The 26,682-nt window shown below is 61.5% G+C and carries 21 protein-coding genes; 5 read left to right on the top strand and 16 right to left on the bottom strand.

All coding sequences use genetic code 11. The features are described 5' to 3' along the window. Window positions 1-1,701, bottom strand: a complete 1,701-nt coding sequence (pilB, locus tag BT125_RS26020) for a type IV-A pilus assembly ATPase PilB (RefSeq protein WP_072411767.1) — start codon at window positions 1,699-1,701, stop codon at window positions 1-3. A 223-nt stretch (window positions 1,702-1,924) separates the two neighbouring features. Here pilB and BT125_RS26015 point away from each other — a divergent pair, with 223 nt between their 5' ends. Beyond that, window positions 1,925-2,344 (top strand): pilin, encoded by a 420-nt coding sequence (locus BT125_RS26015; protein WP_072411785.1) that lies wholly within the window; start codon window positions 1,925-1,927, stop codon window positions 2,342-2,344. Between the two features lie 286 nt (window positions 2,345-2,630). Then, complete coding sequence (locus BT125_RS26010) at window positions 2,631-2,984, top strand: BON domain-containing protein (protein WP_053125323.1); 354 nt, start codon at window positions 2,631-2,633, stop codon at window positions 2,982-2,984. A 335-nt stretch (window positions 2,985-3,319) separates the two neighbouring features. On the opposite strand, the gene BT125_RS26005 is transcribed toward BT125_RS26010, so the two are convergent. The 14 genes from BT125_RS26005 to dksA form a co-directional block, all read right to left on the bottom strand. Then, window positions 3,320-3,616 carry a DUF2845 domain-containing protein gene (locus BT125_RS26005; RefSeq protein WP_072411765.1) on the bottom strand — a complete coding sequence of 99 codons (297 nt, stop codon included), beginning with the start codon at window positions 3,614-3,616 and terminating at the stop codon, window positions 3,320-3,322. Between the two features lies 1 nt (window position 3,617). After that, window positions 3,618-6,551, bottom strand: coding sequence for a DUF748 domain-containing protein (locus BT125_RS26000; RefSeq protein WP_170866876.1), 2,934 nt, complete (start codon window positions 6,549-6,551; stop codon window positions 3,618-3,620). Between the two features lie 119 nt (window positions 6,552-6,670). Then, window positions 6,671-7,687 (bottom strand): class I SAM-dependent rRNA methyltransferase, encoded by a 1,017-nt coding sequence (locus tag BT125_RS25995; protein ID WP_072411759.1) that lies wholly within the window; start codon window positions 7,685-7,687, stop codon window positions 6,671-6,673. A 227-nt stretch (window positions 7,688-7,914) separates the two neighbouring features. After that, complete coding sequence (gene acs, locus BT125_RS25990) at window positions 7,915-9,852, bottom strand: acetate--CoA ligase (protein ID WP_072411757.1); 1,938 nt, start codon at window positions 9,850-9,852, stop codon at window positions 7,915-7,917. A gap of 191 nt (window positions 9,853-10,043) precedes the next feature. Beyond that, window positions 10,044-11,708: a glucose-6-phosphate isomerase gene (gene pgi, locus BT125_RS25985; RefSeq protein ID WP_060740585.1), complete on the bottom strand. Its 1,665-nt coding sequence runs from the start codon at window positions 11,706-11,708 to the stop codon at window positions 10,044-10,046. 328 nt (window positions 11,709-12,036) lie between these two features. Then, a complete protein-coding gene (gene panC, locus BT125_RS25980) occupies window positions 12,037-12,897 on the bottom strand; it encodes a pantoate--beta-alanine ligase (protein ID WP_072411755.1) in 861 nt (286 codons plus the stop codon). Continuing rightward, window positions 12,894-13,694, bottom strand: coding sequence for a 3-methyl-2-oxobutanoate hydroxymethyltransferase (panB, locus tag BT125_RS25975; protein ID WP_072411753.1), 801 nt, complete (start codon window positions 13,692-13,694; stop codon window positions 12,894-12,896). Before panB ends, panC begins: the two co-directional genes overlap by 4 nt. 364 nt (window positions 13,695-14,058) lie before the next feature. Continuing rightward, window positions 14,059-14,544 (bottom strand): 2-amino-4-hydroxy-6-hydroxymethyldihydropteridine diphosphokinase, encoded by a 486-nt coding sequence (gene folK / locus BT125_RS25965; protein ID WP_072411749.1) that lies wholly within the window; start codon window positions 14,542-14,544, stop codon window positions 14,059-14,061. 3 nt (window positions 14,545-14,547) lie between these two features. Beyond that, the gene (locus BT125_RS25960) at window positions 14,548-15,945 is read right to left on the bottom strand and encodes a polynucleotide adenylyltransferase PcnB (RefSeq protein ID WP_018609287.1); all 1,398 of its coding nucleotides are present in this window, start codon (window positions 15,943-15,945) and stop codon (window positions 14,548-14,550) included. A gap of 815 nt (window positions 15,946-16,760) precedes the next feature. Then, a complete protein-coding gene (locus BT125_RS25955; RefSeq protein ID WP_072411747.1) occupies window positions 16,761-18,194 on the bottom strand; it encodes a sigma-54-dependent transcriptional regulator in 1,434 nt (477 codons plus the stop codon). Window positions 18,195-18,216: 22 nt separating this feature from the next. After that, window positions 18,217-21,171, bottom strand: a complete 2,955-nt coding sequence (locus BT125_RS25950; RefSeq protein ID WP_170866875.1) for a sensor histidine kinase — start codon at window positions 21,169-21,171, stop codon at window positions 18,217-18,219. Continuing rightward, window positions 21,155-21,331: a hypothetical protein gene (locus BT125_RS29235; protein ID WP_003176118.1), complete on the bottom strand. Its 177-nt coding sequence runs from the start codon at window positions 21,329-21,331 to the stop codon at window positions 21,155-21,157. Before BT125_RS29235 ends, BT125_RS25950 begins: the two co-directional genes overlap by 17 nt. A gap of 77 nt (window positions 21,332-21,408) precedes the next feature. After that, window positions 21,409-22,290, bottom strand: a complete 882-nt coding sequence (gluQRS, locus tag BT125_RS25945; protein WP_072411743.1) for a tRNA glutamyl-Q(34) synthetase GluQRS — start codon at window positions 22,288-22,290, stop codon at window positions 21,409-21,411. Window positions 22,291-22,520: 230 nt separating this feature from the next. Then, entirely contained in the window at window positions 22,521-22,964 is a 444-nt protein-coding gene (gene dksA / locus BT125_RS25940) for an RNA polymerase-binding protein DksA (RefSeq protein WP_003205639.1), read from the bottom strand. A gap of 338 nt (window positions 22,965-23,302) precedes the next feature. Between dksA and BT125_RS25935 the strand changes: the two genes are divergently transcribed. After that, on the top strand, window positions 23,303-24,475 hold the full coding sequence (locus tag BT125_RS25935) for a pyridoxal phosphate-dependent aminotransferase (RefSeq protein ID WP_072411742.1): 1,173 nt from the start codon (window positions 23,303-23,305) through the stop codon (window positions 24,473-24,475). Beyond that, window positions 24,475-25,230, top strand: a complete 756-nt coding sequence (gene sfsA / locus BT125_RS25930) for a DNA/RNA nuclease SfsA (protein ID WP_072411740.1) — start codon at window positions 24,475-24,477, stop codon at window positions 25,228-25,230. Before BT125_RS25935 ends, sfsA begins: the two co-directional genes overlap by 1 nt. Here the strand turns inward: sfsA and BT125_RS25925 are convergent. Next, on the bottom strand, window positions 25,186-25,503 hold the full coding sequence (locus BT125_RS25925; RefSeq protein WP_072411738.1) for a Rieske (2Fe-2S) protein: 318 nt from the start codon (window positions 25,501-25,503) through the stop codon (window positions 25,186-25,188). The two genes, sfsA and BT125_RS25925, sit on opposite strands and share 45 nt — an antisense overlap. 255 nt (window positions 25,504-25,758) lie before the next feature. Here BT125_RS25925 and BT125_RS25920 point away from each other — a divergent pair, with 255 nt between their 5' ends. Then, window positions 25,759-26,637: a heme/hemin ABC transporter substrate-binding protein gene (locus BT125_RS25920; RefSeq protein WP_072411736.1), complete on the top strand. Its 879-nt coding sequence runs from the start codon at window positions 25,759-25,761 to the stop codon at window positions 26,635-26,637. Window positions 26,638-26,682: the final 45 nt, after the last annotated feature.

Below are 26,682 nucleotides of genomic sequence, written 5' to 3'. Positions count from 1 at the left end.
TCAATCCTTGGTGACCCGGTTGATTTCCTCGAGGCTGGTGACGCCCTGCATCACTTTGAGCAGCCCCGATGTGCGCAGGTCATTGAAGCCGTCCTTGCGCATTTGCAGATCGATTTCCAGCGAGTTGCCCTCGGCCATGATCAACCGTTGCAGCTCGGGCGTGTTCTTGACCACTTCGTAGACCCCCACGCGCCCTTTGTAACCGTGGTTGCACTGTTGGCAACCGACCGGCTCATAGATCGTGAATGTGCCGATGCGTTCCCGGGGGAAACCTTCCTTGAGCAGGGTTTCCTCGGGAATCTCGATGGCTTTCTTGCAGTGGGTGCAGAGCTTGCGCGCCAGCCGCTGGGCGATGATCAGGTGCACGGCGGTGGCGATGTTGAACCCCGGAATGCCCATGTTCTGCAAGCGGATCAGGGTTTCGGCGGCGCTGTTGGTGTGCAGTGTGGAGAGCACCAGGTGCCCGGTCTGGGCGGCCTTGATGGCGATTTCGGCGGTTTCCAGGTCGCGGATCTCGCCGACCATGATCACGTCCGGGTCCTGGCGCAGGAATGAGCGCAGGGCCTGGGCGAAGTCCAGCCCCTGGCGCGGGTTCACGTTCACCTGGTTGATGCCTTCCATGTTGATCTCCACCGGGTCTTCGGCGGTGGAAATATTGATGTCCACGGTATTGAGGATATTCAGCCCGGTGTACAGCGACACGGTCTTGCCCGAGCCGGTCGGGCCGGTGACCAGGATCAGCCCTTGTGGTTGCTTGAGGGCGGCCATGTACAGGTCTTTCTGGTCCGGCTCGTAGCCCAGGGCATCGATGCCCATCTGCGCACTGGAGGGGTCGAGGATCCGGATCACCACTTTTTCGCCCCAGAGCGTCGGCAGGGTGTTGACCCGGAAGTCGATGGACTTGGTTTTCGACAGGCGCATTTTCAGCCGGCCGTCCTGGGGTTTGCGCCGTTCGGAAATATCGAGGCTGGCCATGACCTTCAGGCGGGCGGCGATACGGGTCGCCAGTTGGATCGGCGGCCGGGCCACTTCCCGCAGCATGCCGTCGGTGCGCACCCGCACCCGGTAGATTTTTTCGTAAGGCTCGAAGTGCAGGTCGGAAGAGCCGCCCTTGATCGCATCCAGCAGCATCTTGTTGACGAAACGCACCACGGGCGCGTCGTCGGTGTCCTGGCCGCCGATGGAGTCCTGCTTGGAATCGTCGATCGATTCGATGTCCAGACCGTCCAGGTCGACATCGCCCATGCCTTCCAGGCCCGTGCTACTGGATTCGAAAAACTTTTCGATGGCGTCGCTGAGCTTGTCGTCCTCCACCAGGATGGCTTCGGTGGTCAGGCCGGTACTGAATTGAATGTCATTGATGGCTTGGTGATTGGTGGGGTCGGAGATGCCCACGAACAACTTGTTGCCGCGCCGCCACAGCGGCAGCACGTGATGTTGGCGCACCAGTTTTTCGCTGACCAGGCCCGTGGGCTGGGTGTCCTTGTCCAGGCTGTTGAGGTCCAGCAGGGCGACGCCGAAATGCTCCGAGGCGATCTCCGCGACCTGGCGGCTCTGGACCAGTTTGTTCTGCACCAGGTAGCTGACCAGGGGGATGCGACTGCGTTGGGCCTGTTGATACGCCTGTTGCGCACTTTGCTCGGTGAGCAGTTCAGCCAGCACCAATTGCTTGGTCAGGCCGCTGAGGGCGATGTCATTCATGGGGATTCCGGCGGCAGACAGTTCATGACTTATAGCCTAGTCAAGCATCGACGCCAAACCAGCGAGCCTGGGTGACAAAAAACGTCAGATAGTGCGGTTGTTGCGGTAGGACGTCGCCGTTGTGCGAGTTCAACCCCTTTATTGATGGCGCTTCAGGGTTGGCATGTGCCCTGCAATGGCCATTTCAGGTCATGAGATTTCGACTCATGCATGGGAGATGTCTATGAATAAGCAAAAGGGCTTTACGCTGATCGAGCTGCTGATCGTCGTGGCGATCATTGGCATTCTGGCGACCTTTGCGTTGCCGCAATATTCCAGGTACCAAGCGCGAGCCAAGGCCACGGCCGGGTTGGCCGAAATCACTGCCTTCAAGGTGCCGTACGAGGACAATATGAATCGAGGAGTTGACCCTACGATCGCCAACATGGGCATTACCTCACCTACCAGTAACTGCACAATCTCTATTACAGGCACGGCGGCGGCCGGAGCCGGCACGATTGCATGTGCTCTCCTGAATTCGCCAGCTCTCGTCCAGGGGAGGACGATTACACTCTCGCGTTCGGCTGCAGGTGTCTGGACCTGTGCTTCTACTGCTGCCCAGGAGTTCTTGCCGACTGGCTGTACCGGTGCTGCGAATCCATAACCCATCCCGGTTGACTCGGCCCCGCTTAAACACCGGGGCTTTTTTATGCGCGTTGGAAATGTTCGGCAATTCAGGTGCTTAGCAGCTGAGCGAAACCCGCAACTTGCATGTAGAAAGTCACGAGGTCATGCATTTTGCATGATTTCAAAAATTACCGCTTCGCTTAACCTATTGATTTATAACTAGTTTATAAATGTTTCAAAACTGGCACAGCCTTCGCACTACTCCTGATAACCCTGCCGGGATGCACCTCCGGCAGTTTTTGAGAAAAACAGGAGTTACTCGTATGAAGAAGTTCGCTATCACTGCCGCTGCTGCTACCGCACTGACCCTGACCATGGCTAGCGCATTCGCCGAGACCACTCAAGCAACTCAGGCTCCTATGATGCTGGCCGCAGGCGAGGTGACAGAGGCCAAGGAAGCCACCTCCGATACCTGGATCACCACTAAAGTCAAAGCTGACCTGGTCACCGAAAAAGGCATTCCAGGCACCGACATCAAAGTCGAAACCAACAAAGGCGTTGTGTCCCTGTCGTCCACTGTCGCCGTGACTGACGCCCAGAAAGACACCGCTGTGGCAATCGCGAAGAAAATCAAAGGCGTCAAGGCTGTATCGGCTGACGGCCTGAAAGCCGAGTAAGGCTAAGACTTCTCGCCTGGACTGGGAGAGGGCGCGGCAAGCGGGCTGAGTCATACGCTTGCCGTTGCTTTGGAGTTCATGCGAAGGCCACAGGGACGTGGCCATTACAGGCCCCCGGCATTCGTGTCGGGGGCCTGTTCTATTGTGGGATACAAAGGTACCAGCGACGGTATAGGAGGAACGCCTTAGAAACCGAGTCGCCTGTTTCGCGAGCAAGCCCGCTCCCACATTTGATCGCATTCTTCTTGAACGAACTCGGTCTACTGTGGGAGCGGGCTTGCTCGCGAAGACGCCGGCACGATCAATACAAAAGCCGTTTTTTGTGCAGGGGCCGCTCAGCGCCCCCGCTTGCTGGTAATCTGCACCAGCCGATTCCCCTCGAAACGCAGGTACTGATACATGCCGCTGTTGGGCCCGTAGGTCCATTCTTCCACCGGGTATTCTTCCCGGCGATTGGCACTGCGTTTATAGCCCAGGTCATCCCGCGCCACAGGCTGCCCGCACTTTTGCAGCACTTCGCTGGAGCGATCTCCAACGCTGATCAACTGGCTCCCGCACCGCAGCGTATCGGCCGCCGACGCTTGGCCGGCGGCGAGCAATAGACCCAGGCTGAGCCCGTACACACACTTCATGTCATTCAGCATCCAGGTGTAGAGGAGTGATTACGCGACCGTCGCTTTCGGCCTGGCCGAGGCTGGCGTCGATGAAATACACGCGGTCGTCGGCCAATTGGCCTTTGTCCACCAGGAAGTCCTTGATGCTGCTGGCCCGTTCCTGTCCCAGTTGACGCAATAGCACGTCGCTGCCGCTCCAGAACTTGATCACGCTTTCGCGCAGTTTCTCGATGCGCGCCTTTTTATCCAGCTGCGTCCATTCGGCAGGCGGCTGAGTCTTGAGGCGCGTGCGGTAGATGCCTTCGAGCAGGGGGGGCTTTTCATCCTCGGGGACCTGTATCAGCGAGGCCTGGGCCGGTACTTTGTCGCCCCGACGTTGCAGCATCTTGTAGTAGTTGTACTGGTATTCGCGTTCCAGACGCTGGGCGGCGAGCAATGGACCGTCGCTGCCTTCGGCGGCGGTGCCTTCAATCTCCAGGCGCAGCTCCGGCCGTTTGGCCAGGGCTTCGGAGAGTTTGAGCAGCGTGCTTTCGTTGTCCTTGCTCAGGTCGCTGGAGCCCGGCGCAAACGCCACGCTGCCGAGGTCTTCCGAGCCGCCCCCGGCCACCAGCCCGCCGATGAGCTTGAATGGCGCCTGGGCCGCGCGGACCACCAGGTTGCGCAGGGTCTGCCAGACGATCGGCATGACGCTGAACTGCGGATCGTTGAGGTTGCCACTGACCGGCAGTTCGATGGAAATCTTGCCCTCGGAGTCCTTGAGCAAGGCGATGGCCAGCTTCAACGGCAGGCTCACGGCGTCCGGGCTGTCGACTTTTTCCCCCAACTGCAATTGTTCGACCACCACCTTGTTCTCCGCCTGGAGCTGGCCCTTGGTGATTCGGTAATGCAGGTCGAGATTGAGCCGGCCCTTGCGGATGCGATAGCCGGCGAACTTGCCGGAGTAGGGCGTCAGGGTCGTCAGCTCGACTCGTTTGAAACTGGTGGCGATGTCGAGGCTGGCCATCGGATCGAAGGGGTTGACCGCGCCCTTGATGGTAACCGGCGCGTAACGGTCGACCTTGCCCTTGACGTCTACGCTGGCCGGTTGGGCCTGGCGGCTGTCGATGGTGCCGATTTCGCCGTTGAGCTGCTGCACAGCCGTGGCGAAATTGGGCGTCAGGCTGAAGTCGGCGAAGTTGGCCGAACCGTCGTTGATGGCGATGCCGCCGATGTGGATGCCCAGCGGTTTTTCCTGGGCCTTCGGTTTTGCCGCGGTGCTCTTTGTACCGCTGTCGGCCGGTTGCGGGATCAGCAGGTCATCGACGTTGGTGGTGCGGTCGTCGTTGATCATGAAGCGCGCGTAAGGCTGGAACAGGTTGACCTTGTCGATGGACAGGCTGTCACCGTGCTGATAATTGAGGCCTTCGAGCACCAGACGCTGCCACTTGAGGAAGTCGCGGGTCTTGAGGGTGTCGAGGGTGTGCAACTGCTCGACCTGGGCGCGGCCGGTGACGGCGAATGCCAGCGGCTCGGTGCTCTTGAGGTCGACCGCCAGGTCACTGCCGAGCATCCCGGAGCGCAGCTCCAGGCGAATGAACGGGTTGATGTAGGACTGGGCGACGCGCAGATCGATGTCCTGGGTCTTGACCTTGAGCCTGGCGCTGATCGGGTTCAGGTTGACCTCGCCGTCGGCCAGGATCTTGCCCTGTTTGCCCAGCCCGGTGTCCAGCTTGAGAGTAAAGGGCGAGCCGTTGAGGGTGTCGTAGTTCTGCAGGTCGAGGTTGAGCGGGCCGACCTCCAGGGCCACGGCCGGCTGTGCCTGGCGGTCGGCCAGGTGCACCTGGTAGTTGCGCAGTTGCACGTCCTTCAACAGCACTTGCCACGGTTTGCTGGGCGGTGCCGGTTCAGGTTTTGGCGAGTCGGCCGCCGCTGGGGCGGATGCCGGTTCCGCCTTGACCTGCGGTTTGGCTGGCTGGCTGGCGAAGAGCTTCTGCCAGTCCAGTAGCCCGTCCGCCTCGCGAGCGGCCCAGGTTTCCAGCTTCTGGCTGCGGATCTTGCCGACCACCACTTGCTGCTTGGCCAGGTCCACCGTGGTTTCGCTCACGTCCAGGCGTTCGAGTTTCACCAGTGGACGGCCATCGGGGGCCTTGATGGCCAAGGGCGCGACGCTGACCGCGACGTTGTTGAGCAGCAGTTCGGTGCCCTTGGCCAGGTTGAGCTTGTAGTCGGTGCTGAGGTTCAGGACACCGTTCTCCAGCACTAGCGGTACGGCGTCGCGCACATAGGGCCACCAGGCTTTCATCTGGCCGCCAGTGACTTTGAGCGTGCCTTGGGAGGCAATCGGTGTGAGGCTGAAATTACCGGTCCAGTCGATCTGTCCGCCTTCGGGGCCGGCGGCCACCAGGGTCATGTCGGCATTGTCGTCGGGCAGGGTGCTGAGGTTCTTCAACTCGAAATCGAGGGTGTCGTAGAGAAACTCGATGGGCTCGCTAGGACGCAGGTCCTGGAAATGCACGTAACCGCCGGCCAACTTGATTCGATCAACCCGCAGGGGAAACGGCTTGGCCTCGGGATCGGCGGGCGTCGGTTCGCTGGCGGGCAGCTTGAACAGGCCCAGCAGGTTCAACTGACCGTCCTTGGCAAATACCACTTCGGTCTTGGGCTTGTCCATCTCGATGTCGACCAGGTGCAGGGCGCCGGACCACAAGCTGTCGAGTTGCAAATTGGCGTACAGCCGTTCGAAGCCGACCTGCTCCTTGCCTGGCTCGCCGATATTCAGGCCCCAGAGGGTGACTTCAAGGCTGAAAGGATTGAGTTCCATACGCTGGATCTGCGCCGGCACTGTCGCATGGGCGGCCAATTGCTGGTTGGCGATACGCAAGGCGATGCCTGGCAAGATCAGAAAACCCAACAGGCTGTAGAGGGCCAGTGCGGTCAACAGGGCGCCGAAAGCGCGAATCAATCCTTTGGGCATGTGCGGCTTCATCTAGTGTGAATTCGGAGTGCCTTGGAGTATGGCATGCGTTTACGGTTCCGAAGCCACTGTGATTTAAGAGATTTGTCCGTTTTTTGCGTGAGAATTCTGAGCCAGGCCTAGAGCTGGAGGACCAGAGTCTTGAGTGGCGGTTGCTGGTCCAGGGAGGGGAAATCGCTGCCGGGCGTCAGCACGCTCCACTCGCGCACCGGGCGACCGGCTTTTTCCGCGCAACGCAACACCTGATCGCGCCAGTCGTCCATGGACACTTTTGCCAGGTTGTTGCAGCAGATCAGCACGCCATTTTCGGCGGTGGTGAGCAATGCCGGCTTCAGCAGGCTTTGGTAGTCGCGCAACAGGTCGACGGTGCCGAACGCACTTTTGGCCCAGGCCGGTGGATCGAGCAGCACCAGGTCGTACTGGCGTTGTTCCAGGCGCACGTAGCCGGGCAGTTTTTGCCCGCGACGCTGGCTGATGGGCAGGCCGGCCAGTTGACGAATCGCTGGGAAGTAATCCGACTGCACGAACGCCATCGGCGGCAAATCGGGGTTGAGCAGGCCGTTTTCACGACCCACCGCCAGGTTGCCTTCGGCGAAGTCCAGGTTGCACACCTCCCGCGCGCCACCGGCCGCTGCGCTCAGGCCGACGCCGCAGGTATAGGCGAACAGGTTCAACACGCTTTTGCCGCGGCTGTGGGCCTTGACCCAGCCCCGGGCGTTGCGCAGGTCGAGAAACAGCAGTGGATCCTGCCCGGCATGGCGGCCGCGAACGCGATAATTCAAGCCCCATTCATGCCCGACCAGGTCTTGCAGGGCGGCCTCGTCAGCCTGATAAACCGTGTCCTGGCGGTCGACGCGCGAATTGCCCCGGGCGCGGTCGTTGTAGACCAACAGGGTTTCCAGGCCCAGCCGTTCGTTGACGGTGCCGTGCAGTTGCAGCAGGTCGTCCCGCTCCAGCGACTGATGGAAGCTCTGCACCAGCAGTTGCGGGCCGTAGCGGTCGATGGTCAGGCCAGGCGCGCCTTCCTGGCTGCCGTGGAACAGGCGATAGCAGTCGGTGCCTTGCTGATGCAGTTGGCCGAGCAGCTCCTGACGCTGGTCGAGGGCGGCGCGCAGCGCCTGATTCAAGGAAGACATGCCGGGCGCGCCTTAGAGAAATGAGGCGCGGGAGTTTAGCAGTTATGCAAACCCAGGTTGGGGGATTGCATACGGATCTGAAGCCGGGCACCGATCTGTGGCGAGGGAGCTTGCTCCCGCTGGGCTGCGCAGCGGCCCTATCATTTTTGGGAGCGCTACGCACTCCAGCGGGAGCAAGCTCCCTCGCCACAAAGGCACGGTGCTTCTGGGAAGCCAAGTCGTCAGGCTCAGCGATTCAGGCGCTTGTCGATCAGCCCCTCCACCACGCTCGGATCGGCCAGGGTCGAGGTGTCGCCGAGGCTGTCGAGTTCGTTGCAGGCGATCTTGCGCAGGATGCGCCGCATGATCTTGCCCGAACGGGTCTTGGGCAGCGCTGGCGCCCACTGGATCAGTTCCGGCTTGGCGAAGCTGCCGATTTCCTTGCTGACGTGGGCCAGCAATTCCTTCTTCAGCTCGTCATTGGCCTCCACACCGTTCATCGGCGTGACAAAGGCATAGATGCCCTGGCCCTTGAGGTCGTGGGGATAGCCGACAACGGCCGCTTCGGCGATGTTGTCGTGCAGCACCAGGGCGCTCTCCACCTCGGCGGTGCCGATGCGATGCCCGGAGACGTTGATTACATCGTCGATGCGCCCGGTGATCCAGTAATCGCCGTCTTCGTCGCGGCGCGCGCCGTCGCCGGTGAAGTAATAGCCGGGATAGGGCTTGAAGTACGTGTCTACCATGCGTTGGTGGTCGCCATAGACACTGCGAATCTGCCCTGGCCAGCTGGATTTGATCGCCAGTACACCGCTGCCGGCGCCGCTGATTTCCTTGCCCACCTCATCCAGCAAGACCGGTTGTACACCGAACATCGGTCGGGTGGCGCAGCCCGGTTTGAGCCGTGGGGCGCTGACCAACGGGCTGAGCATGATGCCGCCGGTTTCGGTCTGCCACCAGGTATCGACAATCGGGCAGCGCTGTTCGCCTACCACGTTGAAATACCATTCCCACGCCTCCGGGTTGATCGGCTCACCAACGCTGCCGAGCAATCGCAGGCTTTTTCGGGACGTTTCCTGCAACGGTCCGGCCCCTTCGCGCATCAACGCGCGCAGGGCGGTCGGTGCGGTGTAGAAGATGTTGACCTGATGCTTGTCGATCACCTGCCAGAAGCGCGAACTGCTGGGGTGGCTCGGCACGCCCTCGAAGATCAGCGTGGTGGCGCCGTTGGCCAGCGGGCCGTAGACGATGTAGCTATGGCCGGTGACCCAACCGACGTCGGCGGTACACCAGAACACTTCGTTGTCGCGGTAGTCCAGCACGTACTTGAACGTCATCGCCGCTTGTAGCAGGTAACCGCCCGTGGTGTGCAGCACGCCCTTGGGTTTGCCGGTACTGCCGGAGGTGTAGAGGATGAACAGCGGGTCTTCGGCGTCCATCGGTTCGGGTGGACAGTCGTCGCTCATGTCGTGCATGGCCTGGTGATACCAGAGATCACGGCCTTCAACCCAGCCCACCTCGCCCTGGGTGCGCTCGACCACCAGCACGGTGCTGACGTTCGGGCAGCTTTCCAGGGCCTTGTCGACGTTGCGCTTGAGCGGTATGAAGCGCCCGCCACGCACGCCTTCGTCAGCCGTGATCACGGTGCGGCAATCGGCATCGAGAATCCTGTCGCGCAGGGAGTCCGGCGAGAAGCCGCCGAACACCACCGAATGCACCGCGCCGATGCGGGTGCAGGCGAGCATGGCGTAGGCGGCCTCGGGAATCATCGGCATGTAGATGCAGACCCGGTCGCCTTTCTTCACGCCGCGGCTTTTCAGCACGTTAGCCAGGCGGCACACATGGTTGTGCAGTTTCTTGTAGGTGATTTGCGCCGATTCGGCGGGGTTGTCGCCTTCCCAGATGAGCGCGACCTGTTCGCCACGAGTGTCCAGGTGACGGTCGATGCAATTGGCGCTGACGTTCAGCTTGCCGCCGGCGAACCAGGTCGCGTCGCCGTTCTTGAGGTCATAGCGCTGGACGGTTTGCCAGGGCGTCATCCAGTCGAGAAAGCGTGTGGCCTGCTCGGCCCAGAAGGCGCTGGGGTGTTCGATGGATTCCTTGTAGAGCCGCTTGTACTCGTCCTGACTCAGTTGCGCAGCCCGGCGGACGGCATCGGCTTGGGGGTACTGGCTGATATCGAACATGACGGTTCCTTATTCTTGTTTTTGCGACAAGTCATAAAGATGCGCCCTGCGAATATCGAGTTCAAGTTGTACATGGAGTCATTGTGGGAGCGGGCTTGCTCGCGAAAGCGGTGTGTCAGACACATTAATGGTAACTGACACACCGTCTTCGCGAGCAAGCTCGCTCCCACAAGGGCAGTGCAACCCCAAGATCAGCCGCGGTGACGCCCGCGGAAGTAGTTGATCAAGCCCTGGGTCGAGGCGTCTTCGGCCGGGTTTTCTTCGCTGCCCACCAGGCGGTTGTAGACGCCCTTGCCCAGTTCCTTGCCCAGTTCCACGCCCCATTGGTCGAAGGCGTTGATGCCCCAGACCACGCTCTGCACGAACACTTTGTGTTCATACAACGCCACCAGTGCGCCGAGGCGCCGTGGGCTGATGCGTTCGACCACCAGGGTGTTGCTCGGACGGTTGCCCGGAATCACCTTGTGGGAGGCCAGTTTCTGCACCTCTTCTTCGCTGGCGCCCTTGTCCCGCAGCTCGGCTTCGGCCTCGGCGCGGGTCTTGCCCAGCATCAGCGCCTGGCTCTGGGACAGGCAGTTGGCGTACAGCCACTGGTGATGGTCGGAAACCGGGTTGAAGCTGACGATCGGCACGATGAAGTCGGCCGGGATCAACTGGGTGCCCTGGTGCAGCAACTGGTGGTAGGCGTGCTGGCCGTTGCAACCGACGCCGCCCCAGATCACCGGGCCCGTGTCGGTCGACACCGGGGTCCCGTCCTGGCGCACGCTCTTGCCGTTGGATTCCATGTCCAATTGCTGCAAATGCTTGGTGATGTTACGCAGGTAGTGGTCGTACGGCAGGATCGCATGGCTCTGCGCACCCCAGAAGTTGCCGTACCACACGCCCAGCAGCGCCAGCAGCACCGGCATGTTCTGCTCGAACGGGGCGCTCTGGAAGTGCTGGTCCATGGAATAGGCGCCGGAGAGCAATTCCTTGAAGTTCGACATGCCGATGGCCAGGGCGATCGGCAGGCCGATGGCCGACCACAGCGAGTAACGCCCGCCCACCCAGTCCCACATCGGGAAGATGTTCTCTTCACGGATGCCGAAGGCCACGGCGGCGGCGTTGTTGCTCGACACGGCGATGAAGTGGCGATACAGCTCGGCTTCGGAACCACCCTGGGCCAGGTACCAGGCGCGAGCGGCCTGGGCGTTCTTCAAGGTTTCGAGGGTGTTGAAGGATTTCGACGAGACGATGAACAGCGTGGTCTCGGCGCGCAGCTTCATGGTCAGTTCGTGGAACTCGCTGCCGTCGATGTTCGCCAGGTAGTGACAGCGAACGCCTTTTTGCGCGTAGGACAACAGCGCTTCGGAGACCAGTTCCGGGCCGAGGAAAGAACCACCGATGCCGATGTTCACCACGTCGGTGATCGGCTTCTCGGTGTAGCCGCGCCACAGGCCGTCGTGAATGCGGCCGACCAGGTCAGTGATCTGGTTCAGCACTTTATGCACGTCTGGCATCACGTTGACGCCGTTGACCAGCAATTTGTCGCCCACCGGCCGACGCAGGGCGGTGTGCAGGGCCGGGCGGTTTTCCGAGGCGTTGACGATTTCGCCCTCGAACAGCGACTTGATCGCGCCCTTGAGGTCGACTTCGTTGGCCAGGCCCACCAGCAGGTCGCGGGTCTGGGCGTTGATCAGGTTTTTCGAGTAGTCGAGAAACAGGCCGCAGCTCGACAGGGTGAATTGAGTGAAACGCTGCGGATCGGCATTGAACGCTTCGCGCATGCTGAAATCCTGCATGGCTTTGCGGTGGTCATTCAGCGCTTGCCAGGCTGGCAGAGCGGTCACGTCATGAGGGGTTCGGTAATACGCCATCGCTGCGGGTTTCCTTTTTACTTGAACGACCTTTTGTACACTAAAAATTCCGGCGCGGCTCGAGGTGGGCATCCGGACACTGCATCGACATGATCGCCAGACGCAGGGCGACTACAGTAAACCTCGCGTTGCAATCTGTCTTGACTTTGTCTGACCGGCTCCCGGTACTTTTTTATACAACGGGGGCGGGAAAGGTCCGACAGACGGAGCGCAGATGACTCTCTGTGGGAGCGAGCTTGCTCGCGATGGCGTCAGGTCAGCCGAAATCGATGTCGACTGATGCATCGCTATCGCGAGCAAGCCCGCTCCCACAGGTTTTTGTGATGTTTCAGGCGGGGGTGTCGAGGTCCAGATGCAGGTTGTCGATCAGGCGCGTGGTGCCGAGGAAGGCGGCCACCAGGATCACCAGGTCGCGGTCCTCGCTCGACGCCGGGCGCAGGGTCTTGGCGTGACGGATTTCCAGGTAATCGGGCCGCAGGCCGGCAGCTTCCAGTTGCTTGAGCTGTTCGCCGATCAGCGCCGGGAAATCCCGCTGGCCCTGCTTGATTGACTCGGCGATCTGGCTCAGGACGCGATAGACCACGGGCGCGACGGCACGCTGATCCGGACTGAGGAAGCCGTTGCGTGACGACAACGCCAGGCCATCCTCGGCGCGCACGGTCGGCTCGCCGATGATCTGGATAGGCATGTTCAAGTCATGGACCAGGGCGCGGATTACCGCCAGTTGCTGAAAGTCTTTCTGGCCAAACACCGCGATGTCAGGCTGGACCATGTTGAACAGCTTGCTGACCACCGTCGCTACGCCCTCGAAATGCCCTGGACGGCTGGCGCCGCACAAGCCTTCGGACAGTTGCGGGACGCTGACCCGGGTCTGTCCGGCCATGCCGTCGGGGTACATTTCTTCGACGCTGGGGGCAAATAGCAGATGGCAGCCGGCCTGGAGCAGTTTTTCCTGGTCGGCCGCCAGGGTGCGGGGGTATTTGTCCAGGTCTTCGCCGGCGCCGAATTGCAGCGGATTGACGAAAATGCTCGCCACCACGAAGTCGGCCCGCTGTGCGGCCTTGGTGACCAGCGCCACATGACCGCTGTGCAGGTTGCCCATGGTCGGCACGAAGGCGATGCGTTTGCCTTCGCCGCGGGCGCGAGCCACGGCAGCGCGCAGTTCGCGTACGGTTTTGACGGTGTTCATGCGGAAAATCCGTGTTCGGCGCCCGGAAAAGTCGCGGCCTTGACTTCAGCGACGTAGGTACTCAAGGCGCCCTGAATGGAGGTTTGCCCGGCCATGAAGTTCTTCACGAACTTGGGCACGCGACCGGTGATCGACAGTCCGAGCATGTCGTGCAACACCAGCACCTGGCCATCGGTGGCGTTGCCGGCGCCGATCCCAATCACCGGGATCTTCACCGCCTGGGTGATTTCTTCAGCCAGTTCGCTGGGTACGCATTCGAGCAGCAGCATCGCCGCGCCCGCCTGCTCCAGCGCAATCGCATCGGCGCGCATCTGCCGCGCCTGGTTCTCATTGCGGCCCTGGACCTTGTAGCCACCGAGGATATTTACCGCTTGGGGGGTCAGGCCCAAGTGCGCGCACACCGGAATGCCCCGCTCGGCCAGCAGCCGAATCGAATCGGCCAGCCACAACGCGCCTTCGACCTTGACCATGTGGGCACCGGCCTGCATCAGCATGGCGCTGTTGGTCATGGTTTGTTCAAGGGTGGCGTAGGCCATGAACGGCAGGTCGGCGAGGATCAGCGCATCGGTGTTACCGCGCTTGACGGCGGCCACATGGTAGGCCATCTCGGCGGTGGTCACCGGCAGCGTGCTGTCGTGACCTTGCAGCACCATGCCGAGGGAATCGCCCACCAGCAGCACTTCGACACCGGCCTCATTGCAGGCATGGGCGAAGGTTGCGTCATAGCAGGTCAGCATGGTGATTTTTTCACCTTTTTGCTTGAGACCTTGCAGCGTGGTCAGGGTAATAGCTGGCATGAAAAAGTCCTCATTAGGCGCTCGTGAATGACTGCGAGTAACGCGCATGATTCGTTATCTATACAGGCGCACCTTCTATGCGTGGTGCTTGTAAGGCCTGGATTGCGCCCTTTAGTGCCGCGTTGGCGGCAGCGGGACGCCTATAGTCGTGAGGAGCAATCGGGAAGTCAATTGGATGTGTTACCGGCGGGTGTTACCGGGGTTACTGATGCGTTTCAGCGTGGAGGCGTGTTTCGGATATGACTGCCGGGTCCCGAAACCTGTGGGAGTGAGCTTGCTCGCGATGGCGGTGTGTCAGTCACCCAGGATGCTGGATGTGCCGACGCTATCGCGAGCAAGCTCGCTCCCACAGGGGATGTCTTCGTCAGTGGGAGGACAGGCGTTCCAGGCCGACGAATGGGCACGCGGCAAGCAGGTCCTTGAGCAAGCGTCCGTCGGCCAGGCGCAGGTCGGCGGGGGCCAGTTCGGCCAGTGGGTACAGGACAAAGGCCCGGGCCTGCATGTGGTAGTGGGGAACCTTGAGGCGGGGCTCGTCGATCAGGCGATCGCCGAACAGCAGGATGTCCAGATCCAGGGTGCGCGGCCCCCAGCGTTCGAGGCGTTCGCGACCCTGTCCGGTTTCGATGGCTTGCAGCGCATCGAGCAGGTCCAGTGGTGCCAGGTGGCTGTCCAGCGCCGTCACTGCATTGGTGTAGCGCGGCTGGCCGGGTAGCAGGGAGTCGCTTTGATAGAATGCCGAGACCCCCACCAGTCGGGTATCGGGCAATTGCGCCAGCGCCTGGACGGCACTGCGCAATTGTTCGGCGGGTTCGGCCAGGTTGCTGCCCATGCCGATGTAGATGCGTTCCATCGATTACTCGCCCGATGCGCTCGGTACACCGGCACGCTTGCGCTTGGCACCGCTGCTGCGGCGGCGCTTGCGTGGGCCGCTGGCGCCGTCATCCTTGCCGCTGAGCTCTCGAATCATATCGCGGCGCTCGCTGTCGTTGGCGTCCTGGTAATCGGTCCACCATTCGCCCAGGCCATCGGTCTGCTCGCCCGCGCTTTCACGCAACAGCAGGAAGTCGTAGCCGGCGCGGAAACGCGGGTTGTCCAACAACAAGTCGGCACGTTTGCCGCTGCGCCGTGGCAGGCGCTCCTGCATGTCCCAGATCTCGCGGATCGGCATCGTGAAGCGTTTTGGAATGGCGATGCGCTGGCACTGTTCGGCGATCAGCTCGTGGGCGGCTTCCTGCATCGCCGGGATCGGCGGCATGCCACGCTCTTGCAGGCGCAGCACCCGGGCCGGCAGGGCAGGCCAGAGCAAGGCGGCGAACAGGAACGCCGGCGTCACCGGTTTGTTCTGCTTGATGCGCAGGTCGGTGTTGATCAGCGCTTCGCTGATCAAGGTGTGGGTGTAGGTTGGGTTGTGCTCCAGGGCCTCGGCGCTGGCGGGGAACAGCGGATCGAACAGCTGCAGGTCCACCAGCATCTCGAAGGTGTCTGCCGCGTTGCCTGACAGGAACAGTTTGAGCACTTCCTCGAACAGGCGCGCCGAGGGAATTTCCCGCAGCATGGGCGCCAGTTCGCGAATCGGCACGGCGCTGTGCTTTTCGATGCCGAAATCCAGCTTGGCGGCGAAACGCACGGCCCGCAGCATCCGCACCGGGTCTTCTTGGTAGCGCTGCTTCGGATCGCCGATCAGGCGGATCAGACGATTGCGAATATCGTGTACGCCGTTGGCGTAATCGAGGATGCGTTCGCTGACCGGATCGTAGTACAGGGCGTTGATGGTGAAGTCGCGGCGTTGTGCGTCTTCTTCCAACGTGCCGTAGACGTTATCGCGCAAGATGCGTCCGCTCTCGTTGCGGGAAGACTGGTTGCTGTCTTCCTCTTCATCGTTTTGCGGATGATTGGCGCGGAAGGTGGCCACTTCGATGATCTCGCGGCCGAAGTGGATATGAACCAGCTTGAAGCGCCGGCCAATGATCCGCGCATTGCGAAACTCTGCCCGTATCTGTTCCGGCGTGGCGCTGGTGGCGACGTCGAAATCCTTGGGAGTGATGTTGAGCAGCATGTCGCGCACGCAGCCACCGACCAGGTAAGCCTGGTAGCCGGCGTTCTGCAAACGTTCGACGATGTTCACCGCATAACGGCTGAACTGGGCCTTTTGCAGCGAATGCTGGCCGCTGTTGAGCACTTCAGGCGTGCTGCGAATGTGTTGCGTACGACGCAAGGGAGAACGGAATGACTGGAACAGCTTCTTCAGCATGGGATGCACTGTTTGAAGGAATATTCGGCCAAAAACGAAGAATGACCGCATGATGGGCGGGGATTCTAGCATTTAGTCGAGGGATGGTGTAGGACGCAGCAGTTTTGAGCTGCAAGCTGCAAGCGACAAGCTTTGTAGGCTTCAGGGAGGGGGAACTTCAGAAACCACAAGGGGAGCCGAAGCTCCCCCAGAATTAGTTGCGTGCTCTGTTTTTATTATTGGTTTCGGGCTTCTTGTTTTTGTTGAGTGCCCGCGCCACGAGGTTTTCCCTTCGTGGCCCTCCCAATCGGGAGCCAAGAGCAAACGGATTGCTTTGGTCGCTGTGTCGCAGTGATCAATCGATCCAACCAGTTCAGGCACCTGTCTTGAGACAGTTTTTATTGTTCTCGGCCTGGTTGTGGGGCAAGCCCCAAATACAACGCCTCTCCAAAAGAATCAGTTAGCTGCGCCTCTCGCCGTCTTGTTTTTATTGTGCGTGAGTCGATTCGTCTTATTTTTATTGTCTTGTGCATTGCTTGTTATTGTTCTTGTACCAAAGCTATAGCAGGGTGCGTGCCAACTTTTGCGAAACCCAGAGAAACCGGGGGTTCTATGGTTATAGCCATTTTTCCGAGGCGAAAAAAAGCCGGGGTTTCGTTACCGTAAACCCCGGCTTCTGTTACGTGAAAAAGACTTGGGTAACAGTTTTTTCACATCCCCTGTGTACGCAGCGGGTTTCCCTTGTGGGAGCGGGCTTGCTCGCGAATGCGGTGTGTCAGTTGAATTTACGCTACCTGACACGCCGCATTCGCGAGCAAGCCCGCTCCCACACTTCCTCAGCTTTCGCTGGTCGCCCCGGTCTTGCGCCGTGGAATCCCCAGGCGCTGGCGCCGTTCCCACAGGCACTTGCGGCTGACGCCCAGCTTGCGTGCCAGTTCGGTCTCGGTCATGTGGTCCTGGTGCTCGAGGACGAAATGCTGGAAGTAGTCTTCCAGGGAGAGGTCTTCGGTGGGTTCGTGGCTGGTGTTGTTGGCAGCGCCGCCCTGTTGCGGGGCCAGGCCGATGAATTCTTCGTCGTCCAGATCGCTCAGTTCGATGTCGATGCCCAGCAGGTCGGCAGAGATTTCCGGGCTCTCGCACAGGATCACCGCTCGCTCGACCGCGTTTTCCAGCTCCCGGACGTTACCCGGCCAAGCGTAATGACGAATGGCCTGTTCGGCGTCCGGGGCGAACTTGAGGTCGGTGCGGTTGACCCGCGCGCTCTGGCGGGCCAAAAACGCCTGGGCGATTTCATTGACGTCCGCGCCACGCTCGCGCAGGGCAGGGAGCTTCAAGGCGATCACGTGCAAGCGGTAATACAAGTCTTCGCGAAACTGGCCGATTTTCGCCAGGCTCTTGAGATCACGGTGGGTGGCCGCGATTAGGCGGACATCGACCTTTTGCGATTGCACCGAGCCGACCCGGCGGATTTCGCCTTCCTGAAGCACCCGCAGCAACCGTGCCTGGGCCTCCAGTGGCAGCTCGCCGATTTCATCGAGGAACAACGTGCCGCCGTCCGCCGCTTCCACCAGCCCGGCCCGCCCGGCGCTGGCGCCAGTGAACGCACCTTTCTCGTGACCGAACAGTTCGGACTCGATCAGGCTCTCCGGAATCGCCGCGCAGTTCACCGAGATCATCGGTGCCTTGGCTCGGCGCGACAGGTTGTGCAGGGCACGGGCCACCAGCTCCTTGCCGGTGCCGGACTCGCCCTGGACCAGGACATTGGAGTCGGTCGGCGCCACTTTGCGGATCTTGCTGTACAGGTCCTGCATGGGCGGGCAGGAGCCGATGATGCCGATTTCGCCATTATGGTTGCTGGTGCCGGCTTTCGCCGCGGCGCTGGCCTTGCCGACAGGTTCCGCCGGGTTGCTGGTCGCCGCCTGCCGGTCGCGCAGGATGCGGGCTACGGCCTGGAGCATCTCGTCGTGGTCGAACGGTTTGGCGATGTAGTCCACCGCGCCCATTTTCATGGAGTCGACCGCCGAGCGCAGGCTGGCGTAGCTGGTCATGATCAGCACCGGCGTGCCCTGGCCGAGCTTGATCAGCTCGGTACCCGGGGCGCCAGGCAGGCGCAGGTCGCTGACAATCAGGTCAAACGTGGGGATGCTGAAACGCTCTTGTGCTTCCTGCACTGAACCGGCTTCGCTGACCTGGTACTGGTTGCGTTCCAGCAGGCGGCGCAAGGCGGAGCGGATAATTGTTTCGTCTTCGACGATCAAAATGTGCGGCATTGATTCGATTCTCTCGACGGTCTCAGTTCACAGCGGACGTCGCTTCGACATGACGCGGTAAGGTCACCCGAATACGGGTGCCGCGTTGGCTCTGAACATCGGCCGGGCTGTCGATGGTGATTTGTCCATAATGCTCTTCAACGATGGAATAGACCAGTGCGAGGCCCAGACCGGTGCCTTCGCCAGGATCCTTGGTGGTGAAGAAAGGTTCGAACAATCGGTCCATGATGTTCTGTGGGATACCGCTGCCTTCGTCTTCGACGATCAGGTCGATCGTGTGTTCGAAGGCTTCGCTCTTGACCCGCACCGCGCTGCCGGCCGGTGAGGCGTCCCGCGCGTTGGAGAGCAGGTTGATCAACACCTGGGCGAGCCGCTGGGGGTCGCCATCGACCCAATGGTCCGGGTCGCACAGGTTGAAGAATTGCACCTCGAAATTGCGCCGGTTGAGGGCCAGCAGACCAATGGCATCCTGGGCCACTTCGGCCAGACAGACGGGCTCGTCATTGTGCTGGTGACCGCCGGCATGGGCGAAGCTCATCAGCGACTGGACAATGCGTGACACGCGCTTGGTCTGTTCGAGGATCTGGCCGCTGATTTCCGTCAACTCGCCGTCGTCCTCGCGCTCTTCGCGCAGGTTCTGCGCCAGGCAGGCGATGCCGGTGATCGGGTTGCCGATTTCGTGGGCCACCCCGGCGGCCAGCCGGCCAATGCTTGCCAGTCGTTCGGAGTGGACCAGCTTGTCTTCGAGCATCTGGGTGTCGGTCAGGTCTTCCACTAGCAGCACCAGGCCGCTGTTGCCCGGTGCCAACGGCTCGTCGATCGCCGCTTTGTGCAGGTTCAGCCAACGGGTCTGGCCGTCGAGGGCCAGGTGTTGTTTGTGCAGGTGCTCGTCAGGCAGGTCGATGAAGCCTTGCAGCAAGCCTTTCCATGGCTCGCCCAGGGTGCTCAGGCGTGAACCGACCACGCGCTGGGCGGCGATCCCGGTCAGTTCCTCCATGGCCTTGTTCCACATCAGGATCTCCTGGTCCTTGGCCAGGGAACACACGCCCATCGGCAGCTCCTGCAGGGTCTGGCGGTGGTAACGGCGCAAGGCGTCCAGTTCGGCAGCCAGGCCGGTGAGGCGCGAGTGGTAATCCTCGAGGCGGCTTTCGATGAAGTGGATGTCTTCGGTGACATAGTTCTCGCCGCCGGCCTTGTAGGGCAGGAACGTCTCCACCATGTCCTGGGCCACGCTGGGGCCCATCAGGCCGGACAGGTTGGCCTCGATCCGGTCCCGCAGGCGACGCAAGGCATACGGGCGGCGTTCATCGAAGGGCAGGTAAAGGTCGCGCAGGGCCTGTTCGACTTCCTTTTGCGCGGCTTTGGCGCCCAGGGGCTTGGCCAGTTGCGTGGCGAACTCCTGGGGCGAGGCGGCGTGCAGCTCGCGGCGTTGCGGACGACGAACATTGTCTACCGCACAGGCTTCGGCGGCGCTGGCCTCTTCGCTGCTGGCGTTGGTGAACAGTGAGATCAGGGTGAACATCAGCACGTTCGCTGCCAGGGAAGCGATGGCCGCCATATGCCAACTGGTGTCGTCGAGCACGTAGATCATGTTCAGCAGCGGAATATAGAAACCCTGCAAGTTACCCATCAGCGGCAGCAGCATTGCCACCAGCCATACCAGGATCCCCGCCAGCAGGCCGGCGATGAAGCCGCGGCGGTTGGCGGTTGGCCAATACAGCACCGACAACACGCCGGGCAGGAACTGCAAGGTGGCGACAAAGGCGACGATGCCCAGGTTGGCCAGGTCCTGCCCGTCGCCCAGCATCAGGTAGAAACCGTAGCCGGCCATGATGATCGCGACGATCAGCGCCCGTCGGGTCCATTTCAGCCAGCGGTAGATGTTGCCTTCGGCCGGTGGCTGGTAGAGCGGCAGCACCAGATGGTTGAGGGCCATCCCCGACAAGGCCAGCGTGGTGACGATGATCAAGCCGCTGGCCGCCGACAGGCCGCCGACGTAGGCCAGCAAGGCCAGGGCCTTGCTGTTGGCGGCGATGCCAATGCCCAGGGTGAAATATTCCGGGTTGGTGCTGGCGCCCAGCTTCAAGCCGGCCCAGAGAATCAGCGGCACCGCCAGGCTCATCAGCAGCAGGAACAGCGGCAGGCCCCAACTGGCGCTCACCAGCGAGCGCGGGTTGAGGTTTTCGGTAAAGGTCATGTGGTACATGTGCGGCATCACGATGGCCGAGGCGAAGAACACCAGCAACAGCGTGCGCCACGGGCCTTCCTGCAAGGGCGTGTGCAAGGCGGCGAGGGCGGTCTGGTTCTGCAGCAGCCACACTTCCAGCTGTTGCGGGCCGTCGAACACGCCATACAGGGCATAAAGACCGACGCCGCCGATGGCGATCAGCTTGATCACCGACTCGAAGGCGATCGCGAATACCAGACCTTCGTGTTTCTCCCGCGTGGCGATGTGCCGGGAACCGAAGAAAATCGTGAACAGGATGATCAGCACGCAGAAACTCAACGCTACTCGGTGCTGGACCGGCTCGCGGGTCAGGATGCTGATGGAGTCGGCCACGGCCTGCATTTGCAGGGCCAGCAACGGTAACACCCCGACCAGCATGAAGATCGTGGTCAGGGCGCCGGCCCAGGTGCTGCGAAAGCGAAAGGCGAACAGGTCGGCCAGGGAGGACAGTTGATAAGTGCGGGTGATTTTCAGGATCGGGTAGAGCAATACCGGCGCCAGCAGGAACGCGCCCGATACACCGAGGTAACTGGAGAGGAAACCATAGCCGTACTGATAGGCCAGCCCGACCGTGCCGTAGAACGCCCACGCGCTGGCATAGACACCCAGCGACAGGGTGTAGGTTAGCGGGTGGCGGATGATCGCCCGGGGAATCATGCCCCGTTCGCTGATCCAGGCCACGCCGAACAGCACCGCCAGGTAGGCGGCACTGATCAGGATCATCTGGGTCAGGCTAAAGCTCATCGGCATCTTTTTGGCTCTGCAGGATGAAGGTCACGACAATCAGGATCAGCCAGAGCAGATACGGCCGATACCAGGCACCCGTGGCATCGATCCACCAATCCATGATGGCCGGGGAGAACAAGTAAATCCCCACTACCAGGAGCAGGACCAAGCGATAGATATACATCCCGGCCTCTCTAATTTATGCGCGTGCCCGAAAACGTGCGGCGATGGTAACGGATGGGCGCCAAGCTGCAAGGGCCGTCAACGTATTTGCGCTTCGGGCAGGCTCAGTGTGCGCGGGATCTTGCCCGCGTCCCAGTGGCGAATGCCCCAGGCCAGCAGTTCCCGTGGGCTGGCGTCGACCAGTTCAAGGCCCGGTTGCTGGCCCAGCGCGCGCAACGCCCGTAGCAACAGTGGCGTGGCCTGGTCGGCCGCCAGTGGCGGTGAACGGTAGGATTTGCCGAGTTTGTGCCCGTCGGGCTGGGTGATCAACGGCACGTGCAGGTAACGCGGTTGTGGCAACCCGAGCAGTTCTTGCAGGTAGAGCTGGCGCGGCGTGGAATCCAGCAGGTCGGCGCCGCGCACGATATCGGTCACCCCTTGCCAGGCGTCGTCCAGGACCACGGCCAATTGATAGGCGTAGAGTCCGTCGCGGCGGCGGATCACGAAATCACCGACTTCACGGCCCAGGTGCTGGCGGAATTCGCCCTGGACCCGGTCGATGAAGTGGTACTCGAGCTCGGGGACGCGCAGGCGGATGGCGGCGTCCTTGGTGTCGTGCCCGGCATTGCGGCACAGGCCCGGATAAATGCCCCGGTACGCCTCCAGTTGCTTGCGCGAACAGGTGCAGGCATAGGCCAGGCCCTGGCTGAACAGCCGGTTGATGACTTGGTCGTAGGTGTCATGGCGCTCGCTTTGGCGAACCATTTCGCCGTCCCATTCAAACCCGTAGCTTTCCAGCGCCTTGAGAATCGCCGCTTGCGCGCCCGGTTCTTCCCGGGGCGGGTCGAGGTCTTCCATGCGCAGCAACCAGCGCCCGTCCACGGCCCGGGCATCCAGGTACGATGCCAGGGCGGCGACCAGCGAACCGAAATGCAGGTGGCCGCTGGGGGTGGGGGCGAAGCGTCCGATGTAGGCAGTCATAGGGCGAAGGTTACTGGGTCCGGGCGGTAGGCATGCAATCTCTTCAACAAAGCATATCCCCTTGTGGGAGCGAGCTTGCTCGCGATAGCGATCTGTCAGTCACATCACTGTTGGCTGACCCACCGCTATCGCGAGCAAGCTCGCTCCCACAGGGGCATCGAAGCTTGGGAAAATATCGGAAACAAAAAACGGAGCGTATGAACGCTCCGTTTCGATAACAGCCCCGGCGACTACTTGCCGACCTGTTTTTCCTTGATTTCCGCCAGGGTCTTGCAGTCGATGCACAGGTCGGCGGTCGGTCGGGCTTCCAGGCGACGAATGCCGATCTCGATGCCGCAGGACTCGCACCAACCGTATTCTTCGTCTTCGATCAGTTGCAGGGTCTTGTCGATTTTCTTGATGAGCTTGCGCTCACGGTCACGGGCGCGCAGTTCGAGGCTGAACTCTTCTTCCTGACTGGCACGGTCGGCCGGGTCGGGGAAGTTGGCCGCTTCGTCTTTCATGTGATCCACGGTGCGGTCGACTTCCTGCATCAAGTCCTGTTTCCACTTGTTCAGGATCTTGGTGAAGTGCGCGCGCATGGGGGCGCCCATATACTCTTCGCCAGCTTGCGGGACGTAAGGCTCAAACCCGCTGAGCGACTGATTTTGATTTTGCTTTGCTTGGGTGGGCATGAATGGACCGCCTCTACTCTTGTAATCCACTACGCAGGATTGCTCCATCACCGACACCTGCCGGCCCTGCGGCTGCAAGCGGGCGAACTTACCAGATCAAATCGGGCCGCGCTACTCCCGGTTGTCGAGCCTGCGGCGGCCGGGGTCTGTAAAACGTGGCCGGGTTCGCTTCGGTGGGGATGTAAACCTGCTCAATGCTTGATTCTAGTCAAGCCTGGGCCAATCGCGGGAGTCATTTCCGGCAATTCGAGGGCTCAGACCGCTTTGGCCTCGCGCGCGTTCCCGCAGTTGTTCCCGAGTTGGGTAGAATCGGTTCTTTTTCCCCTGAAGGAAGGCCAATGGCTCAGCCCTACAGTGCGCGCAGCCGCGCCATCGAACCTTTCCATGTGATGGCGCTGTTGGCTCGCGCCAACGAACTGCAAGCCGCCGGGCATGACGTCATCCACTTGGAGATCGGCGAGCCGGACTTCACCACCGCCGAACCGATCATCCAGGCCGGCCAGGCCGCGCTGGCGGCGGGCAAGACCCGTTACACCGCGGCCCGTGGCATTCCCGAGTTGCGCGAGGCTATCTCGGATTTCTATGGGCAGCGCTACGGGGTAGACATCGACCCTCGACGCATCATGATCACGCCGGGCGGCTCCGGCGCGTTGCTGCTGACCAGCGCCTTGCTGGTGGACCCGGGCAAGCATTGGCTGTTGGCCGACCCCGGCTATCCGTGCAATCGTCATTTCCTGCGCCTGGTGGAAGGCGCAGCGCAATTGGTGCCCGTGGGGCCGGATGTGCGCTATCAATTGACGCCGGACCTGGTGAACCGTCATTGGGACCAGGACAGCGTCGGTGCGTTGGTGGCCTCGCCAGCCAACCCGACCGGGACGATTCTCACCCGGGACGAGCTGGCAGGCTTGTCCAAGGCCATCAAGGGCCACAACGGCCATCTGGTGGTGGACGAGATCTATCACGGCCTGACCTATGGCACCGACGCCGCCAGTGTGCTGGAAGTCGACGACGACGCTTTTGTCCTTAATAGTTTTTCCAAGTATTTCGGCATGACCGGCTGGCGGCTGGGCTGGTTGGTGGCCCCTTCGGCGGCCATCGGCGAGCTGGAAAAACTTGCGCAGAACCTCTACATCAGTGCGCCAAGCATGGCCCAGTACGCCGCCCTGGCCTGTTTCGAGCCCGCCACCATCGAAATCTTCGAGCAGCGGCGGGCCGAGTTCGCGCTGCGTCGCGACTTTCTGCTGCCGGCCTTGCGGGAATTGGGCTTCGGTATCGCGGTGGAGCCGCAAGGGGCGTTTTACCTCTATGCCGATATCAGCACCTTCGGCGGCGATGCCTTTGCGTTCTGCCAGCATTTCCTGGAAACCGAACATGTGGCCTTCACCCCGGGTCTGGATTTCGGCCGTCATCAGGCCAGCCACCATGTGCGGTTCGCCTACACACAGAGCTTGCCGCGGCTACAGGAAGCGGTGGCACGAATCGAACGTGGACTGCAGAGCTGGCAAGGCTGATGCGTTTTTCCCCTGCGTTGGAAGAAGGTCGTCTGATTCGACGTTATAAGCGTTTTCTCGCTGATATCGAGACCGTTCACGGCGAACTCCTCACTATTCACTGCCCCAACACCGGCTCGATGCTCAACTGCATGGCTGAAGGCGCGCGCGTCTGGTTCAGTCGCTCCAGCGACCCCAAGCGCAAGTTGCCCGGCACCTGGGAAATCGGCGAAACCCCTCAAGGGCGGCTGGCCTGCATCAATACCGCCCGGGCCAACGCCTTGGTCGAAGAAGCCTTGCGCGCCGGGGTCATCAGTGAGCTGAACGGGTTCACCGGGCTCAAGCGTGAAGTGGCTTATGGTGTGGAAAACAGTCGCATCGATTTTCGCCTGGACTACGCTCAAGGCTCGGCCTGGGTCGAAGTCAAAAGTGTCACGTTGGGTTTCGATGGCACCCAGGTGGCGGCGTTTCCCGATGCGGTCACGCTGCGCGGAGCCAAGCACCTGAGGGAACTCGCCTGCCTGGCCCGGGAAGGTGTGCGGGCGGTGCAGCTGTATTGCGTGAACCTGAGTGGCATCGAGGCCGTGCGCCCGGCACACGAGATCGACCCGGTATACGCCGCAGCCCTGCGTGATGCGGTGGCGGCGGGGGTGGAAGTGTTGGCCTACGGAGTTACGTTGACGCCCGAGCAGATGTGGGTGGACCGTGCGTTGCCAGTGTTGCTCGAACCGCTACCGTTCGACCCAGATGCCTTGCTCGTCCTCCCGGCTGTCTAGCGCGACCAGGAACTGACCGGCGCAGGGGCCGGCCACGCATTCACCGTTCTCGATCAGGAACAGCGCGCCGTGAGTGGCGCACTGGATCAGGCTGGCGCTGGGGTCGAGGAATTGGTCGGGTTGCCATTCCAGCGGCACGCCCCGGTGCGGGCAGCGGTTGAGATAGGCATACACCTGGCCGGCGCGTCGCACGGCCAGCACCTTGCGCCCATCGAGGTCGAAACCGCGACTGCCGTTGTCGGGCAGTTCAGCGGCGGTACAAAGAAACTTCATGTGTGTCTCTATATATCTGTCGGAGTGAGCCTCTGTGGGAGCGAGCTTGCTCGCGATGACGGCGGCACATTCAACCTCTCAGTGACTGATAGGCCGCTATCGCGAGCAAGCTCGCTCCCACAGGTTTCGTGTGGCAAAAGATCCACCCTTGACGGTCAAATGAAAACAATTATCAAATGGCGCCTCCTTCGCAGGTGGTTGAGGATACTTGGCCCGGCCCGGTCCTGCGAAAAACTTCTATGAGGAAGCTGCCCGATGCGCCTGAATACCCGCGTTGTTGCGCTCTGTGTCGCACTGTTGGTCAACCAGGGGGCCAGCGCGGCTGAATCGCCGCAGCGTTGGGTCAGCGCCGGTGGCGCCTTGTCAGAGTGGGTCAGCGTGCTGGGGGGTGAGTCGAAACTGGTGGGCGTGGACACCACCAGCCAGCATCCTGAATCCTTGCGGGCCCTGCCCAGCATTGGCTATCAGCGACAACTGTCCGCAGAGGGCGTATTGAGCCTGCGTCCGCAGATCCTGGTGGGTACCGAGGAAATGGGGCCGCCACCGGTGCTGGCGCAAATCCGCAGCGCCGGCGTAAAGGTCGAATTGTTCTCGGCCACGCCAGACCTGCCGACCCTGCAGGGCAACTTGCAGCACCTGGGGCAATTGTTGGGGGCGCAGGCCGAGGCGACACGGTTGTTCGACCGTTATCAGGAACAGCTCACCCAGCAGCATGCCCGGGTGACCGAGGCCCAGCGCAAGCAAAAGGCGCCCGGCGTATTGCTGTTGGTCGGCAGTTCCGGTGGCAAGCCGCTGGTCGCTGGCAAGGGCACGGCTGCCGATTGGCTGTTGCAGGAGGCCGGCGGTCACAACCTGGCGACCCACAGCGGTTACAAGTCTTTTTCTGTGGAAACCCTGGCCGGCCTGAATCCTGAAGTGCTGGTCTTCGCCGACCGTGCCTTGAGTGGGGAAGAGGCCCGTGCGGCGCTGTTCAGGGAAAATCCGATCCTTTCCTCGACCCGGGCCGCCAGGGACGGGCGCATCATGGAGCTTGACCCGACGCTGTTGGTGGGCGGATTGGGCCCGCGGTTGCCGCAAAGCCTGGTGAAACTGACGGCAGGCTTTTATCCGGCTGAGCCGGCCTCGGCGCCATGACTTCGTTGGTCAAGCCGCGCACTTTATTTATCGGCCTGGGTCTGC

The organism is Pseudomonas sp. NFACC04-2 (assembly GCF_900119265.1).
GTDB lineage: Bacteria > Pseudomonadota > Gammaproteobacteria > Pseudomonadales > Pseudomonadaceae > Aquipseudomonas > Aquipseudomonas fluorescens_AA.
The sequence above is the reverse complement of the archived record's forward strand: the minus strand, read 5'-3'. Positions and strand labels throughout refer to the sequence as shown.

Excerpts from the sequence above, each read along its gene's own strand:
- pilB (WP_072411767.1), bottom strand. The coding sequence starts at position 1,701 with ATGAATGACATCGCCCTCAGCGGCCTGACCAAGCAATTGGTGCTGGCT.
- BT125_RS26015 (WP_072411785.1), top strand. The coding sequence starts at position 1,925 with ATGAATAAGCAAAAGGGCTTTACGCTGATCGAGCTGCTGATCGTCGTG.
- BT125_RS26010 (WP_053125323.1), top strand. The coding sequence starts at position 2,631 with ATGAAGAAGTTCGCTATCACTGCCGCTGCTGCTACCGCACTGACCCTG.
- BT125_RS26005 (WP_072411765.1), bottom strand. The coding sequence starts at position 3,616 with ATGAAGTGTGTGTACGGGCTCAGCCTGGGTCTATTGCTCGCCGCCGGC.
- BT125_RS26000 (WP_170866876.1), bottom strand. The coding sequence starts at position 6,551 with ATGCCCAAAGGATTGATTCGCGCTTTCGGCGCCCTGTTGACCGCACTG.
- BT125_RS25995 (WP_072411759.1), bottom strand. The coding sequence starts at position 7,687 with ATGTCTTCCTTGAATCAGGCGCTGCGCGCCGCCCTCGACCAGCGTCAG.
- acs (WP_072411757.1), bottom strand. The coding sequence starts at position 9,852 with ATGTTCGATATCAGCCAGTACCCCCAAGCCGATGCCGTCCGCCGGGCT.
- pgi (WP_060740585.1), bottom strand. The coding sequence starts at position 11,708 with ATGGCGTATTACCGAACCCCTCATGACGTGACCGCTCTGCCAGCCTGG.
- panC (WP_072411755.1), bottom strand. The coding sequence starts at position 12,897 with ATGAACACCGTCAAAACCGTACGCGAACTGCGCGCTGCCGTGGCTCGC.
- panB (WP_072411753.1), bottom strand. The coding sequence starts at position 13,694 with ATGCCAGCTATTACCCTGACCACGCTGCAAGGTCTCAAGCAAAAAGGT.
- folK (WP_072411749.1), bottom strand. The coding sequence starts at position 14,544 with ATGGAACGCATCTACATCGGCATGGGCAGCAACCTGGCCGAACCCGCC.
- BT125_RS25960 (WP_018609287.1), bottom strand. The coding sequence starts at position 15,945 with ATGCTGAAGAAGCTGTTCCAGTCATTCCGTTCTCCCTTGCGTCGTACG.
- BT125_RS25955 (WP_072411747.1), bottom strand. The coding sequence starts at position 18,194 with ATGCCGCACATTTTGATCGTCGAAGACGAAACAATTATCCGCTCCGCC.
- BT125_RS25950 (WP_170866875.1), bottom strand. The coding sequence starts at position 21,171 with ATGCCGATGAGCTTTAGCCTGACCCAGATGATCCTGATCAGTGCCGCC.
- BT125_RS29235 (WP_003176118.1), bottom strand. The coding sequence starts at position 21,331 with ATGTATATCTATCGCTTGGTCCTGCTCCTGGTAGTGGGGATTTACTTG.
- gluQRS (WP_072411743.1), bottom strand. The coding sequence starts at position 22,290 with ATGACTGCCTACATCGGACGCTTCGCCCCCACCCCCAGCGGCCACCTG.
- dksA (WP_003205639.1), bottom strand. The coding sequence starts at position 22,964 with ATGCCCACCCAAGCAAAGCAAAATCAAAATCAGTCGCTCAGCGGGTTT.
- BT125_RS25935 (WP_072411742.1), top strand. The coding sequence starts at position 23,303 with ATGGCTCAGCCCTACAGTGCGCGCAGCCGCGCCATCGAACCTTTCCAT.
- sfsA (WP_072411740.1), top strand. The coding sequence starts at position 24,475 with ATGCGTTTTTCCCCTGCGTTGGAAGAAGGTCGTCTGATTCGACGTTAT.
- BT125_RS25925 (WP_072411738.1), bottom strand. The coding sequence starts at position 25,503 with ATGAAGTTTCTTTGTACCGCCGCTGAACTGCCCGACAACGGCAGTCGC.
- BT125_RS25920 (WP_072411736.1), top strand. The coding sequence starts at position 25,759 with ATGCGCCTGAATACCCGCGTTGTTGCGCTCTGTGTCGCACTGTTGGTC.